Origin of the sequence: Agrobacterium sp. RC10-4-1 (assembly GCF_014138475.1) — a bacterium.
Classification (GTDB): domain Bacteria; phylum Pseudomonadota; class Alphaproteobacteria; order Rhizobiales; family Rhizobiaceae; genus Agrobacterium; species Agrobacterium pusense.
Genome location: NZ_JACJIT010000001.1, coordinates 778,106 through 793,234, shown reverse-complemented (window position 1 = coordinate 793,234; position 15,129 = coordinate 778,106). Strand labels below are relative to the sequence as shown.

The window sequence follows — 15,129 nt, the reverse complement described above, 5'->3', positions numbered from 1 at the left end:
TCAAGTCATTGATCGCAAAAAGGACTCTTTTCACGGCGCAGACGCGCCGTGGCTGGATTCCGGCTCAAGGCCGGAATGACGGAGGAGAGGTTCTCAGACTTTTCCGACCCTCACCCTCATCTCAAGAACCAGCCTCCGCCCTCCCATCCAGCAACTCGCCCGCCGCCTCACGTATGGCCTGCATCAACAGCGAAAGCGGCAGCGAGGGCTGTGTATCGGCCCGCACCGTCAGTCCCACCGGGCCGCTGGTATCGCCGGTCTCGACCGGCAGAATTTCGAGGATGCCATCGGCCACATCCGCCGCCACCACACCCTCCGAGATGATCCAGATCGCGTCGCTGGTGCGCAGAAAGGCGCGACCGAAGGCGTCGGATACGGTTTCGATGCGGATCGGCAGGGCCGGAACGCCGTTGGCGATCAAAAACTGTTCCACGACAGGACCGATGACGGACTGTCGTGTGGGCATCAGCACCGGATATTCATGCAGGTGATCGAACACTGAAACACCGGGCGTCAGAAGCGGGTGGCCAGCCCGCACCACGAAGCGCACCCTTTCCGAATAGAGATGCTCGAAGGAAAACCCGGCCATCTTCTGCGGCGCCGCGAGACGGCCGACGACGAGATCGAGATCGCCGACCCGCAGCTGCTCCAGCAGAACAGCGTTTTCGCCCGTCACGATCTTCACCGGGCTGCCGGTCTTTTCCGCCAGAAAACCGGCCATCGCCTTCGGCATGATGCGGACCGAAACCGTGGGCAGAGCACCCACCCGCACCGGGGGACCGGCGCGCGCCGCCTCCTGCGAAACCGAATCGACCGCCTGTCGCAACGCCGTCATCGTCGCGCCGGCGTGGCGCAGGAAAACCTCGCCGTAGCGGCTGATGCGAATGCCGCGACCCTCGCGGTCGAATAGCGAGACACCCAGAATCTCTTCGAGTTCGCGGATCGTTTTTGTCACCGCCGGCTGGCTGACATGCAGGATTTCGGCGGCGCGGATAACGCTTTTCTGCCGCGCAACCTCCACGAAGGTCTGCAGGTGGCGGAACTTGATACGCTGGTCGACCATCGCTCGTATAATCCAGTGGTTATGATTTTCATCGATAATGTCATTTTACTTAACCGGAACCCGCTTGCAATATCCCCGGCAGGAGGAGCCATCATGCATTTTCTGCGCTGCGGCGAGACCGTGATCCATTATCGCGTCAAGGGATTGGACAGCGGCAAGCCGGTCATCGCCTTCATCAATTCGCTCGGTACGGATTTCCGCATCTGGGATGCGGTGATCGAGGTGCTTGGCGATGACTATGCCTACGTGCTGCACGACAAGCGTGGCCACGGGCTTTCCGATATCGGTCGCCCACCCTATTCGATCGACGACCATGCCGGTGACCTGATCGCGCTGCTCGATCATCTCGGCGTGAAAAGTGCCGTCATCTGGGGACTGTCCGTCGGCGGCCTGATTGCCCAGGGGCTTTATGCCCGCCGGCCCGATCTCGTCCGCGCACTCGTGCTCAGCAATACCGCTCACAAGATCGGCACGGCCGACATGTGGAACGCCCGCATCGACAAAATCTCTGCCGATGGCCTCGGCTCGCTGGTCGATCCCGTCATGGAGCGCTGGTTCACGCCCGCCTTCCGCACGCCTGACAATGCCGCCTATGCCGGCGCACGCAACATGCTGTCGCAACAGCCGGAAGCCGGTTACAGCGGCACTTGCGCCGCCATCCGCGACGCGGATTTTACCGCGGCCGCCGGGCGCATTGCCGTGCCGACCCTTTGTGTCGTGGGCGATCAGGACGGCTCGACACCGCCGGAACTCGTAAAATCGCTGGCGGACCTCATTCCCGCAAGCCGCTTTGTAACAATCGCCGGCTGCGGCCACATTCCCTGCCTTGAACAGCCACTCGCCTACGCGCAGGCCGCGTGCATTTTTCTCAAGACCTTGCCGGAGCATTGACCGATGGCGGACCAGAACAACAAGAACGAACGTTTCGAACAGGGCATGAAGACCCGTCGCTCCGTGCTGGGAGATGCCCATGTGGACCGCGCCCAGACCGTGACGACGGGCTTCGACCAGCCTTTTCAACAGCTCATTACCGAAGGCGCCTGGGGCACCGTCTGGTCCGGCAATCAATGGACGAAACGCGAGCGCTCGATGGTCACCATCGCCCTTCTTGCGGCGCTGGGCCAGGACGAAGAACTTGCCATGCATGTGCGCGCCACCGTCAATACCGGCGCAACCGAGGCGGATATTCGCGAGGCGCTGATGCACGTGGCGATCTATGCCGGCGTGCCTGCCGCCAATCATGCTTTCAAGATTGCCAAGCTTGCCCTGGCCAGCATGAAAGCCGATAGTTCCCTTGATAAAACTGGCGATGGGGAGGAGACGAAATGAGCAACCAGCCACCAGAAACCGGGCCTTTCTTCGCGCGCAACCGCGATATTCACCCGCTGGCCTATGCGCCCGGCTACAAGACCTCGATCCTGCGCTCGCCGCAACGCGCCCTGATTTCGCTTGAAGGAACCAAGAGCGAGATCACCGGTCCCGTTTTTGGCCATGGCATGCTGAATCCGCTGGATAACGATCTCATCCTCAACTATGCCCGCCCCGGTGAAATGCCTGTTGGACCGCGTATTCTCGTTCATGGCCGGGTGCTGGACGAGCGCGGTCGCGGCGTCGGCGGCGCGCTGGTGGAATTCTGGCAGGCCAATGCCGGCGGTCGCTACCGCCACAAGAAGGAAAGCTACCTCGCCGCCATCGATCCGAATTTCGGCGGCGTCGGCCGCACGATCACCGACGAGAACGGCTATTACTGGTTCAAGACCATCCAGCCGGGCGCCTATCCCTGGCCGAACGGCGTCAATGACTGGCGGCCGGCCCATATCCATTTCTCCATCTTCGGTCACGGTTTCGCGCAGCGCCTCATCACCCAGATGTATTTCGAGGGCGATCCGCTGATCTGGAAATGTCCGATCGTCAAAACCATTCCGGACGAGGATGCGATACGGCGACTGATCGCGCCGCTGGACATGAATGCGACGCTGCCGATGGACATGCTGGCCTATAAGTTCGATATCGTGCTGCGCGGCCGCCGCTCCACCCTTTTCGAAAACCGCATGGAGGGCAACTGATCATGGTTCAGCCGCTCAACTATTTCAAGGAAACCGCCTCACAGACGGCAGGGCCCTATGTGCATATCGGCTGCACACCAAATTTCGTCGGCATCGAAGGCGTGTTCGAGAAGGATCTCGGTTCCGGCCCGCTTTATAACGACAAGGCCCGCGGCGAGCGCATCAGCGTGCGCGGCACGGTCTATGACGGCGCCGGCATGCCGCTTAAGGATGCGCTGATCGAGATATGGCAAGCCGATACCGACGGCTATTACAACAGCCCGAGCGAAACGCGCGGCAAGGCCGATCCGAATTTCATCGGCTGGGGCCGCTCGCCCGGTGACATGGATACGGGCGAATTCGTCTTCGAAACCATCAAGCCCGGCTCGGTGCCGTTCCGCGACGGTCGGCCGATGGCGCCGCACATCACCTTCTGGATCGTCGCGCGTGGCATCAATATCGGCCTGCAGACCCGTATGTATTTCCCGGAAGAACAGGAGGCCAATGCCGCCGATCCCGTTCTCGCCCGCATCGAGCAGAAAAGCCGCATCGCCACGCTTGTCGCCAAAAAGGAAGAAGGCAACGTTTATCGTTTCGATATCCGTCTGCAGGGCGAAGGCGAAACCGTGTTTTTCGATATCTGACGCATATCGCGCAAAAGTGTGCAGCGGTTTTGCGACAACGATATGCGCAAAAGAAAGCGAGACGGACGATGAGCCTTTCCCCCTTCGAGCACCCTTTCCTCTCAGGCCTTTTCGGCGACAGCGAAATCGTCGAGCTGTTTTCGGCAAGGGCGGATATCGACGCCATGATCCGTTTCGAAGCGGCGCTGGCGGAGGCGGAGGCGGAGGCTGGCATCCTTGCGGATGAGGTGGCACAAGCGATTGTCTCAGGCCTGTCGGACTTTGCCGCCGACATCACCGCCCTTCGCCACGGCGTCGCAAAGGACGGCGTTGTGGTTCCCGAACTCATCCGGCAGATGCGGGCGGCGGTCGCCGGCAAGGCAGCGGACAAGGTGCATTTCGGCGCGACCAGCCAGGATGTCATCGATACCAGCCTGATGCTGCGGCTGAAAATGGCGGCGGAAATCATCGCCATGCGGCTCGGGCGTCTCGTCGATACGCTGGGAGATCTCGCCTCCCGCGACGGCCATAATCCGTTGACGGGCTATACCCGCATGCAGGCCGCGATCGGCATCACGGTCGCCGATCGGGCGGCAAGCTGGATTTCACCGCTGGAGCGCCATCTGCTGCGGCTCCAGAGCTTCGCGCAGACCGGTTTCGCCCTGCAATTCGGCGGCGCGGCCGGCACGCTCGAAAAGCTCGGTGACAATGCCGCAGCCGTGCGCATCGATCTGGCAAGGCGCCTCGGCCTTGCGGATCGGCCACAATGGCAAAGCCAGCGCGACGGCATCGCCGAATTTTCCGGTCTGCTTTCGCTGATCACGGGCACGCTCGGCAAGTTCGGGCAGGACATCGCGCTCATGGCCGAACTCGGCACGGAAATCCGCCTCTCCGGAGGCGGCGGTTCCTCGGCCATGCCGCACAAACAAAACCCGGTCAATGCCGAAACGCTGGTGACGCTCGCGCGCTTCAATGCCGTGCACATATCGGCGTTGCACCAGTCGCTTGTGCACGAACAGGAAAGGTCCGGTGCGGGCTGGATGCTGGAATGGCTGTCGCTCCCACAAATGGTGACGGCAACGGGAGCTTCGCTGTTGATCGCCGAGCGGTTGGCGGGGCAGATAGACAGGTTGGGCGCAGGCGACAACGAGCCTCAGGACGATCGGCATCTTCCATAGACCAGGGCTTCAAGGGACTGCCAGACGGGCGGCCGGTGGCGACATGGTGACGTGCGGAAAGCGCTTGCGCTCCTTTGCATTAGCCATTGATAAAAAAGACTTTATCGGGAATTTCAAAAAATAAAAAAACCGCGGTAACGCCACTTTTTAACCGGACATGGCGCTTGACACAAAAATGAACTAACTGGTACAAACATTAAGATTAACGAGACGCCGCCGGCAAGGGTTCGAAGCCCGCAGCGGCAAAAATCGACAAATGGAGGGCTTTGGCGCCGCACGGTTCCAGAGCGATGCGGACAAGGCGCAAAGCCTGTCCGGGCCCGAAGGGGTTGGGAGGAAGAATGTCTTACAGTCTCGATTTCTCAGCGGTCATAGACCGGCTGCCCGAGCTGCTTTTAGCCTGTCTGGCGACGATCGGCCTTGCCATTGCCGGCATGTCGCTTGCCACCGTCATCGGGGTTCTCGGGGTTGTCGCCCGACGCTCGCGTTTCAGGCTGCTGCGCGGCATCGTCATCGGCTTTGTGGAAGCCATCCGCAATACGCCGTTTCTGGTGCAGATATTCTTCATCTTCTTCGCCCTGCCGCAGATCGGCATCAAGCTCAATCCCACCGTCACCGCCATCATTGCGCTGGCCCTGAACGGTGGCGCCTACGCCATTGAAATCATTCGAGGCGGGGTCGATTCCATCCCCAAGGGCCAGGTGGAAGCGGGCCTCGCGCTCGGCCTGCACCGGGCGCAGATCTTCCGCCATATCATCCTGAAGCCGGCGTTGCGCGCGGTCTATCCGTCACTCACCAGCCAGTTCATCATGCTGACGCTGACGACGTCGGTCTGCACTTCGATCGCCGCTTATGAGCTGACTTCGGTCGCGCAGAAGATCGAGGCGGATACGTTCAGGTCCTTCGAGGTCTATTTCTCGATCACGCTGCTTTATCTCGTCATTTCCTCGCTGATGATGGCCGTCTTCTCGCTCATCTCCCGCCTTTCCTTCAGCTATCCGGTCAAGTGAGGAGAAAAGACAATGGCATCCATCGGTCCCAACGAACTCTTCTTCCTGCTGCAGGGCCTGAAATGGACCCTTGCGCTGACCATCATCGGCTTTATCGGCGGCGGCATTTTCGGCCTTTGCGTGGCGCTCGCCCGCGTTGCGGACAGCCCGGCAATCCAGCGGGCAAGCACGGCCTACATCGCCATCTTCCAGGGCACGCCGCTCCTGATGCAGCTTTTCGTCGTTTATTACGGCGTGGCGCTCGCCGGCCTCAATGTCGATGCCTGGATCGCCGTTGCCATCGCCTTCACGCTGCATGCCAGCGCCTTTCTGGGTGAAATCTGGCGCGGCGGCATCCAGGCTGTGCCGAAGGGCCAGACGGAAGCGGCCAATGCGCTCGGCCTGCATTACGTCTCACGCATGAAGGATGTGATCCTGCCGCAGGCGCTCAAGATTTCACTGCCGGCCACCATCGGTTTCCTCGTGCAGCTCATCAAGGGCACCTCGCTTGCGGCGATCGTGGGTTTCGTCGAGCTCTCCCGCGCCGGACAGATCGTCTCCAACCAGACGTTCCGCCCGCTCACCGTCTTCGCCCTCGTCGGCATCATCTATTTCCTGATCTGCTGGCCGCTCTCCCTGTGGGGCGCCGGCGTCGAAAAGCGGCTGCAGGCCGCGTCCCGTTAAACGTCAAAACCATCTCATCAGCTTTGTAAGGAGGAGCAAAAGATGAAAACCACCAGCATGAAATTCTCGCGTCGCGCCCTGCTCGCGCTCGCCGCGGCAACGGTTGCGCTGCCTTTCGTGACACCGGGCGATGCTTTCGCCGGGACCGTTGAAGAGGCAAAGGCCAAGGGCAAGGTCGTCATCGGCATTCAGGGTGACAATTCGCCCTGGGGCTTCGTGAATTCCAGCGGCGTGCAGGATGGTCTCGATGCCGATATCGGCAAGGCCTTCGCGGACTATCTCGGCGTGAAGGCCGAGTTCGTGCCGCTCGCCGTCGCAAACCGCATCCCGGCGCTGCTGACCGGCAAGGTCGACGTGCTCTTCGCCACCATGGCCATGACCGCCGAGCGCGCCAAGAGCATCCAGTATTCGAAGCCCTATGTCGGCAACGTGTTTTCCGTCTATGCCCCCAAGGACAAGAAGATCGCCGGTTACGATGATCTGACCGGCATCAATGTCGGCGTGCCGAAGTCGAGCGCCATGGACACGGCGATTACTGCCGGTGCCGGCTCCAAAGCCAATATCCTGCGCTTCGATGACGACGCCGCCAATATTCAGGCGCTGATATCGGGCCAGGTCGAAGCCGTGGGCGGCAACATGTTCTACGGCGACCGGCTGAACAAGGCCGCCGAGGGCAAGTACGAATCAAAGTTCGAACTGACGACCATGTATAACGGCGCCGGCACCCGCCCGGGCGAGAAGGACTGGAACGAAACCGTCAACGCCTTCCTCGACAAGATCAAGTCGGATGGTCAGCTCGCCAAGATTTACGACAAATGGATGAAGCGCGAAGTGCCGGCCTTCCCGGACAGCCTTCCCGACATCCCCTTCACCGTGAAGTAATCTGGAGGTTTCCATGCCGCAATCCGCCGCCGCACAGGTTCCGCTTATCGCCCTTGAAGGGGTCGGAAAGTGGTATGGAGCCTACCACGCGCTTAAAAATGTCAACATGACGGTTCGCAAGGGCGAGAAGATCGTTCTTTGCGGCCCGTCCGGTTCGGGCAAATCCACCCTCATTCGCTGCATCAACCATCTGGAGGAAATCCAGGAAGGCAAGATTACGGTGGAGGGAACCATGCTTTCGGATTCCAGCCGTGCCATAGATGCGGTTCGGCGCGAAGTGGGCATGGTGTTCCAGAGCTTCAATCTCTTCCCGCACAAGACCATCATGGAAAACTGCACGCTGGCGCCCATGCGGGTGAAAGGCCTGTCGAAGGCCGATGCGGAGGCGACGGCACGCAAATATCTGGAGCGCGTGCGCATTCTCAACCAGGCCGACAAGTACCCCGCCCAGCTTTCCGGCGGCCAGCAGCAGCGCGCGGCGATTGCGCGGGCGCTGTGTATGGAACCGAAGGCGATGCTGTTCGACGAACCGACCTCGGCCCTCGATCCGGAAATGGTGAAGGAAGTGCTCGACACCATGATCGGTCTTGCCCGCGACGGCATGACGATGATCTGCGTGACGCATGAAATGGGTTTCGCCCGGCAGGTGGCCGACCGCGTGGTCTTCATGTCGGAAGGCGAGATCATCGAGGAAGGCCCCCCGGAGGAATTCTTCCGCGATCCCAAGCACCAGCGTACCCGCACGTTCCTTGGCGAAATTCTCGCCCATCATTGAGGTCCGCGCTCCGCGGGGAACTCTTGGCGACCTCCCCCGCAGAGACAGCGTCATCCCCGGGACAGGCCCGGGGATCCATGGAGCCAGCGGATGACAGATCCCCGGGATCAGGCCCGAGGATGACGACGGCGAGGTTTCAACACCTCGCCAGCAACCCGAAGGCAGGCGATGCCCGCCGCCGAACAGATGAACGACCCGAGATCATGACAGACAAAACCGCATTCAAGGTCGGCCTGATAGGCGCCGATATCCAGCTATCCAAGTCACCCGCGCTGCATATGCGCGAGGGAGCAGCCCATGGTCTCGACTATTCTTATGAGCTGGTGGATGTCTCCGCCCGCAAATTGCCCTTAAGCGCCCTTCCCGATCTGCTCGATGAGCTGGAGGCGCGCGGTTTTGCCGGCACCAATATCACCCATCCGTTCAAACAGGCCGTCATCGCGCATCTGCACGAACTTTCTGACGACGCCCGCATGCTTGGAGCGGTCAATACCGTCGTCTTCCGCGACGGCCGCCGCATTGGCCATAACACGGACTGGTACGGCTTTTACGAAAGCTTCGTGCGCGGCCTGCCGGATGCAAAGCGTGATCGGGCGCTGCTGGTCGGCGCAGGCGGCGCCGGCGTTGCTGTCGCCCATGCCGCCCTGAAGCTCGATATTATGAGACTCGATATTTTCGATCGCGATTTGCCCCGGGCCGAGCGCCTGGCGAGCGAACTCAACGACCGGTTCGGAGAAGGGCGCGCCTTTGCCGTTGGCGACCCGGCCGCTTCCCTGCCCTTTGCCGATGGCCTGATCCACGCCACGCCAATGGGCATGCCCGCCCATCCCGGCATGCCGGTTTCGGCCGACCTGATCGAACAACGACACTGGGTGGCCGACATCGTCTACATGCCGCTCGTGACCGAGTTGCTGGCGACGGCGGCGAAAAAGGGCTGTCGCACCCTGCCCGGCGGCGGCATGACGGTATTTCAGGCCGTTGGCGCATTCCGCCTCTTCTGCGGCCGCGAGCCGGACGCTGCGCGCATGACCGCACATTTCACCGAGCTGTGCATGGCGGAGGGGGTGGCATGAGCCTTTTCACAATCCTCAACGGCCCGAACCTCAACCTGCTCGGCCAGCGCCAGCCGGAAATCTACGGCTATGAAACGCTCGCCGATATCGAGTCCCGTTGCCGCGGGATCGCAGAAACCGCCGGCCACGAACTGTTTTTTGCCCAGAGCAACCGGGAATATGAGCTGATCGACTGGGTTCACGAAGCCCGCGGCAAATCCGCAGGCATCGTCATCAATCCCGGCGCCTTTACCCATACGTCGGTGGCCATCCTCGATGCGCTCAATGCCTTTGAGGGGCCGGTGATCGAAGTCCACATTTCCAACATCCACAAACGCGAGGTCTTCCGGCACCACTCCTATGTCTCGACCCGCGCCGAAGGCGTGATCGCCGGCCTCGGCATCGAAGGTTATGACGTGGCGCTGCGCCACCTCATCGGCCGTCTTTCGCGCTCGTCGTGATATGGGCGGGCGTCAGCACATAACGCAGCACCATGTCGCTGACATGCCGCGACAATGTCTGCTGTCCCGCATCGGTGAACAGGCTGTCGCCGAAGATGAACGAGAACGTCGTGACGTTCGAAACGTTGAAAAAGGACAGCGCGCTGATCTGCCAGTGCAATTCCAGCGCATCGATGCCCTCGCGGAAGACGCCGCTCTGCTGGCCTCGCAGCAGCACGCTTTCCAGCGCATCGATGGCCGGACGGTTGAGCTGGCGGATCGTTTCGGAGGACTGCATGTGCCGGCCGTGATGGATGTTCTCGATCATCACCATGCGAATGAAAGCGGGATTGCGCCGGTGGTGATCGAAGGTGAACCGACAGAGCTTGTCGAGCGCCGCAGCCGGTTCCAGATCATCGAGCTCCAGATCGCTCTCGCCGCCGCGAACCTTGGCATAAGCCTCCTCCAGAACGCGCTGGTAAAGGCTCTCCTTGTCGGTGAAATAATAATAGATCATGCGCTTGGACGTGCGCGTGCGCGCCGCTATTTCATCGATGCGGGCGCCGGAGAGGCCATTTTGCGAAAACTCTTCCATGGCCACCGAAAGAATGTCGCGGCGAACCCCTTCCGGATCACGCTTCGCCTGCCGGCTTTCTCGGGTCGCGTTCAAAGTCGCAGTTTTGGTCATCATCCATTCCATCGGTGGGGCGGCGGCCTGCGGTCACGCCCTGCTTATTAACCAATCAGTACATAAGGCTGAAAAGGAAGGCAATATGGCGAGCTATGACACAGCAGGACACGGCATGCCAATGCGCACATCCATTGCAACCGTATCGATCAGTGGCGAATTCCCCGAAAAGCTGGCGGCGATCGCCAAGGCCGGCTTTTCCGGCGTGGAGATTTTCGAAAACGATTTCCTGACCTATGACGCCTCCCCGCGCGAGGTAAAGGCACTGGCTGCCGACCACGGACTTGATATCACCCTGTTTCAGCCGTTCCGCGACTTCGAGGGCATGCCGGAGCCGCACCGCGCCCGCGCCTTCGAGAGAGCGCAGCGGAAATTCGACATCATGGGCGAACTCGGCACAGATCTGATGCTGATCTGCTCGAATGTCTCGCCGGTCTCGCTCGGCGGCATAGACCGCGCCGCCGCCGACTTCCATCAGCTGGGCGAACTCGCCGCAAAACATGGCGTGCGCGTGGGTTACGAGGCGTTGGCCTGGGGCCGTCACATCAGCGATCACCGCGATGCCTGGGAAGTGGTGCGCCGTGCCGACCACGCCAATGTCGGCATCATTCTCGACAGTTTCCACACGCTGTCGCGCAAGATCGATCCCAATTCCATCCGTTCCATTCCCGGCGACAAGATTTTCATCGTCCAGCTGGCCGATGCGCCGCTGATCGACATGGACCTGCTCTACTGGAGCCGCCATTTCCGCAACATGCCGGGAGAAGGCGATCTGCCTGTCGTGGATTTCATGCGCGCCGTGGCTGCAACCGGTTATAGCGGCCCGCTGTCGCTCGAAATCTTCAATGACCAGTTCCGCGGCGGCTCGGCCCGGCTGCTCGCGGAGGACGGCCACCGCTCGCTCGTCAACCTGATGGATCAGGTGCGCCGTCTTGAGCCGGATATCAGAATCGACGTGCCCGCCATGCCGGACCGGGTTGAGACGCGGGGCGTGGAGTTCGTGGAATTCACCACGGCGCCGGAAGAAAAGATCAATCTGGAGGCGCTGCTCGCCACGCTCGGTTTCGAGAAAACCGCACATCACCGCAATCGCGATGTCGACCTCTACACCCAGGGCGATATCCGCATCGTCATCAATACCAGTGATGGCGGCGACAGTTTCGCCGGGGCGTCCTATTCCATCCACGGCACCAATGCGTATGCATTCGGCCTGAAGGTCGATGACGCCAAAGCGGCGCTGGCGCGTGCTGAAGCGCTGGGTGCGCCCACCTTCGCCGAGCCGCGCAAGACGGGCGAAGTCGCCGTCCCGGCCATTCAGGGCGTGGGCAACGGTGTCATTTATTTCCTCGACGATTCGCCGGCGCTTGCTTCCATCTGGGACAATGAGTTTGCGACAGTCGGCGACAATAAACGAGCTGGCGATGCCGGGCTGAAGAGGATCGATCATCTTGCGCAAACAACGCATTACGATGAAATGCTGACGTGGCTTCTGTTTTACACCTCGTTGTTTTCCTCCCGCCGCACACCGATGATCGATGTGGTCGATCCGGGCGGGCTGGTGCGCAGCCAGGCGATTGAAAGCGTACCCTCACCGCATTTCCGCCTGACCATGAACGGCGCCGACAATCGCAAGACCTTCGCCGGCAAATTCCTCGCTGAAGGTTTCGGCACCAGCATCCAGCACATCGCCTTCGCCACCGACGATATTTTCGCCACGGCCAGGGCGATGCAGGCGCGCGGTTTTCAGGCCCTGCCGATCTCGCGCAATTATTACGACGATCTGGAGGCCCGTTTCGGTCTGGAGCCGGAATTTTCCGATGCGCTGCGAGCGGCGAGCATCCTTTATGACCGCGACGACAATGGCGAATATTTCCAGATCTACAGCCGCACCTTCGGCGAAGGTTTCTTCTTCGAAATCATCGAAAGGCGCGGGGCTTACGGCGGTTATGGTGCCATGAACGCCCCCTTCCGCATCGCCGCGCAACGACGCCTTGCGCCGCCGGTTGGCATGCCGAAGGAATAGGTCTCGGCAGCGAAATCCGAACAGGCTGCAGCCGGCAGGAATGCCGCTGCGGCCTGTTCTCATTTATTCCAATATCGTTATCTCGTAATCGCGTGGAATGGCGGAGGTCGCCATAAACCACTCCGACGCCCGCGTCCGCTGCTGATGAAAATCAAAGGCGGCACGATCGGCAAAAAGCTCCTCAACCCGCCAGATCAGGGGATCGTCTGTCTCGGATACTTCGAAGGAAATGCAGCCGGGTTCCTCTCTCGTCAGACGAAGATGTTCAGGAAGGTGGCGCCGGACCAGATCGACATCATGCTTGGACAAGCATCGTAGAAAACCCCTCAGCCTGACTGCGCCCGCCCTATTCTTCATGCACGGCATTCCCATTCCTCTTCGTTCTTCTCAGCGTTTTCAGTGGCGCTACAGGCGGAATACACGCCTCTTTGCGAAGCATTGTGCAGGAACACGCGCTCAAAATCGGTGCATATGCGTATTTGTAGAGCAGTACACAAAAATTGTTCAACACTATGGACATGATTGTTCTGTTTTGTTAGCTTTTTCCATAAAACAAGGGCGGGGGAGAATAAGGTTTCATGCGCATTGTCGAATTGGCATCCGGCGTTTCGCGTCGGGTGGCTGCCATGGATTTGACCGGTACGGCTGCGGCGGCACTGCGGCTATTAATGCGGGGCATCGCTTGTCGCGCGGCTCCCTGTGAAAAAGCATCCTGAAGATGCGATCTCACCCGACATTTTCGATATTCCCGCCTGGCGTTGCGCGTAGCTCGCCTGCCCATCGCCCTTTTCCTTTTCCAGACCACCGCGCCGCTTCACCGGCGCAGGCCACGCCGGAGACACTGACATGACTGCCGCAAACGCAAACGCCCTGCTGTCCGTCGAAGGCCTGAGCGTCGAGTTTGGCAACAGCCGCGTCGTGGACGATATTTCCTTTCGCGTCGAGCCCGGCCGCACGGTGGCGATCGTCGGCGAATCCGGATCGGGAAAATCGGTCACGTCGCTCTCCACCATGCGCCTTGCGGACATGATGGGCGCGACCTATCCGACAGGCAAAATCCTGTTTGAAGGCAGGGACTTGCTAAAGGCCTCTCAGAAAGAGATGCGCTCGATCCGCGGCAAGGAGATCGCCATGATCTTCCAGGAGCCGATGACCTCGCTCAACCCCGTCTTCACCATCGGCGACCAGATCTGCGAAGTGCTTGTGCTGCATGAGAAGATGGGTAAGCAGGCAGCGATGGCAGAAGCACAGAAGCTTCTCGAAATGGTGCGCCTGCCCGATGCAGCCGAGCTTCTGAAGCGATACCCGCACCAGCTTTCCGGCGGCATGCGCCAGCGTGTGATGATTGCCATGGCGCTCGCCTGTCGCCCGAAGCTTCTCATTGCCGACGAACCGACGACGGCGCTCGACGTGACAATTCAGGCGCAGATCCTCAACATCATGCGCGACCTGCAAAAGAAGCTCGGCATGGGCATGGTCTTCATCACCCATGACATGGGCGTGGTGGCGGAAATGGCCGATGACGTCGTCGTCATGTGGAAGGGCAAAAAGGTCGAGGAAGGTCCGGTCAAGGATATCTTCGCCAATCCGCAGCACCCTTACACGCGCGCCCTGCTTTCCGCCGTTCCGCGCCTTGGCAGCATGGAAGGTGAAGCCTTTCCGAAGCGCCTGCCGCTCACCGTGCTGCAGGATGGCCAGCCGGTCGTGATCGGTGAAGAGCGCGTGCAAAATACCGCGAAATACGACCAGAAACCGCTTCTGTCGGTCAAGGACCTGTTCGTGCGCTTCGATATCCGCAAGAACCTGTTCGGCAAGGCAACGCACCGGTGCAGCGCCGTGCAGAAGGTCAGTTTCGATATTCATGCCGGCGAAACGCTGGCGCTGGTGGGAGAATCCGGCTCTGGCAAATCCACCATCGGCCGCACCATCCAGCAGTTGCAGTCGGCCATCTCGGGCGAAATAACCTTCAACGGCCGCAGCTTTGCACAGATGTCGGCGGCGGAACGCTTCCGCATGCGTCAGGAAGTGCAATATATCTTCCAGGACCCCTTCGCCTCGCTCGATCCACGCAAGACGGTCGGTTTTTCGATTGCCGAGCCGATCAACACCCATGGTTTGATCAATGATCAGAAGGCCGTAAAGCGGCGGGTGGATGAATTGCTGGAGCGTGTGGGCCTCTCCTCCGAGCACGCCGCGCGGTATCCGCACGAGTTCTCCGGTGGCCAGCGCCAGCGCGTCTGCATTGCCCGCGCGCTTGCTTCCGATCCGAAGCTCATCATTGCGGACGAGGCGCTGTCGGCGCTCGATGTTTCCATTCAGGCGCAGATCATCAATCTGTTCATGGATTTGCAGGCCGAGCGCGGGCTCGCCTATCTCTTCATCAGCCATGACATGGCTGTCGTGGAAAAGATGAGCCATCGCGTCGCCGTGCTTTATCTCGGCCAGATCATGGAAATGGGCAGCCGCCGGCAGGTCTTCGAAACGCCGACGCATGATTACACCCGCCGCCTGCTGTCGGCCGTGCCGGTCGCCGATCCGACCATCGAGCGCCGCATTGCCATGATCGAGGGCGAAATTCCCAATCCCGTGCGCCGTGTCGGCGATGAGCCGGCCATTCTCGCCCATGAGGAAATCAATCCGGGCCACTTCATCGCGAAGAGCGCCTGAATAACAACCAGAACCACAAC

Annotated in this window: 16 protein-coding genes; 13 read left to right on the top strand and 3 right to left on the bottom strand. The window is 60.6% G+C overall.

Annotation, left to right across the window (positions count from 1 at the left end; translation table 11 throughout):
• Positions 1-121: 121 nt before the first annotated feature.
• Positions 122-1,063, bottom strand: a complete 942-nt coding sequence (gene pcaQ, locus FHW77_RS03580) for a pca operon transcription factor PcaQ (protein ID WP_004445112.1) — start codon at positions 1,061-1,063, stop codon at positions 122-124.
• Between the two features lie 93 nt (positions 1,064-1,156).
• Here pcaQ and pcaD point away from each other — a divergent pair, with 93 nt between their 5' ends.
• The 11 genes from pcaD to aroQ all read left to right on the top strand — a co-directional run bounded on the left by pcaD (position 1,157) and on the right by aroQ (position 9,752).
• Positions 1,157-1,954, top strand: coding sequence for a 3-oxoadipate enol-lactonase (gene pcaD, locus FHW77_RS03575; RefSeq protein ID WP_004445113.1), 798 nt, complete (start codon positions 1,157-1,159; stop codon positions 1,952-1,954).
• 3 nt (positions 1,955-1,957) lie between these two features.
• A complete protein-coding gene (gene pcaC, locus FHW77_RS03570) occupies positions 1,958-2,392 on the top strand; it encodes a 4-carboxymuconolactone decarboxylase (protein WP_004445114.1) in 435 nt (144 codons plus the stop codon).
• Positions 2,389-3,129: a protocatechuate 3,4-dioxygenase subunit beta gene (gene pcaH, locus FHW77_RS03565; RefSeq protein WP_004445116.1), complete on the top strand. Its 741-nt coding sequence runs from the start codon at positions 2,389-2,391 to the stop codon at positions 3,127-3,129. The genes pcaC and pcaH overlap by 4 nt, the downstream gene beginning before the upstream one ends.
• A 2-nt stretch (positions 3,130-3,131) precedes the next feature.
• Complete coding sequence (gene pcaG / locus FHW77_RS03560) at positions 3,132-3,752, top strand: protocatechuate 3,4-dioxygenase subunit alpha (protein WP_004445117.1); 621 nt, start codon at positions 3,132-3,134, stop codon at positions 3,750-3,752.
• Between the two features lie 68 nt (positions 3,753-3,820).
• Positions 3,821-4,909, top strand: a complete 1,089-nt coding sequence (locus FHW77_RS03555) for a 3-carboxy-cis,cis-muconate cycloisomerase (protein WP_004445119.1) — start codon at positions 3,821-3,823, stop codon at positions 4,907-4,909.
• Positions 4,910-5,250: 341 nt separating this feature from the next.
• Positions 5,251-5,919: an amino acid ABC transporter permease gene (locus FHW77_RS03550; protein WP_004445120.1), complete on the top strand. Its 669-nt coding sequence runs from the start codon at positions 5,251-5,253 to the stop codon at positions 5,917-5,919.
• A gap of 12 nt (positions 5,920-5,931) precedes the next feature.
• Entirely contained in the window at positions 5,932-6,582 is a 651-nt protein-coding gene (locus FHW77_RS03545; protein WP_004445121.1) for an amino acid ABC transporter permease, read from the top strand.
• 42 nt (positions 6,583-6,624) lie between these two features.
• Positions 6,625-7,464, top strand: coding sequence for a transporter substrate-binding domain-containing protein (locus FHW77_RS03540; protein WP_004445123.1), 840 nt, complete (start codon positions 6,625-6,627; stop codon positions 7,462-7,464).
• A 13-nt stretch (positions 7,465-7,477) separates the two neighbouring features.
• Complete coding sequence (locus FHW77_RS03535) at positions 7,478-8,239, top strand: amino acid ABC transporter ATP-binding protein (protein WP_004445125.1); 762 nt, start codon at positions 7,478-7,480, stop codon at positions 8,237-8,239.
• A gap of 203 nt (positions 8,240-8,442) precedes the next feature.
• Complete coding sequence (locus FHW77_RS03530; RefSeq protein ID WP_044459384.1) at positions 8,443-9,312, top strand: shikimate dehydrogenase; 870 nt, start codon at positions 8,443-8,445, stop codon at positions 9,310-9,312.
• A complete protein-coding gene (aroQ, locus tag FHW77_RS03525; RefSeq protein WP_004445128.1) occupies positions 9,309-9,752 on the top strand; it encodes a type II 3-dehydroquinate dehydratase in 444 nt (147 codons plus the stop codon). Before FHW77_RS03530 ends, aroQ begins: the two co-directional genes overlap by 4 nt.
• On the opposite strand, the gene FHW77_RS03520 is transcribed toward aroQ, so the two are convergent.
• The gene (locus FHW77_RS03520) at positions 9,724-10,419 is read right to left on the bottom strand and encodes a TetR/AcrR family transcriptional regulator (RefSeq protein WP_004445131.1); all 696 of its coding nucleotides are present in this window, start codon (positions 10,417-10,419) and stop codon (positions 9,724-9,726) included. The two genes, aroQ and FHW77_RS03520, sit on opposite strands and share 29 nt — an antisense overlap.
• A gap of 121 nt (positions 10,420-10,540) precedes the next feature.
• Between FHW77_RS03520 and FHW77_RS03515 the strand changes: the two genes are divergently transcribed.
• Positions 10,541-12,442 carry a bifunctional sugar phosphate isomerase/epimerase/4-hydroxyphenylpyruvate dioxygenase family protein gene (locus FHW77_RS03515; RefSeq protein ID WP_004445133.1) on the top strand — a complete coding sequence of 634 codons (1,902 nt, stop codon included), beginning with the start codon at positions 10,541-10,543 and terminating at the stop codon, positions 12,440-12,442.
• A 63-nt stretch (positions 12,443-12,505) separates the two neighbouring features.
• On the opposite strand, the gene FHW77_RS03510 is transcribed toward FHW77_RS03515, so the two are convergent.
• The gene (locus tag FHW77_RS03510; RefSeq protein WP_044459248.1) at positions 12,506-12,814 is read right to left on the bottom strand and encodes a putative quinol monooxygenase; all 309 of its coding nucleotides are present in this window, start codon (positions 12,812-12,814) and stop codon (positions 12,506-12,508) included.
• 474 nt (positions 12,815-13,288) lie between these two features.
• Here FHW77_RS03510 and FHW77_RS03505 point away from each other — a divergent pair, with 474 nt between their 5' ends.
• A complete protein-coding gene (locus FHW77_RS03505) occupies positions 13,289-15,109 on the top strand; it encodes an ABC transporter ATP-binding protein (protein WP_004445135.1) in 1,821 nt (606 codons plus the stop codon).
• Positions 15,110-15,129 lie beyond the last annotated feature (20 nt).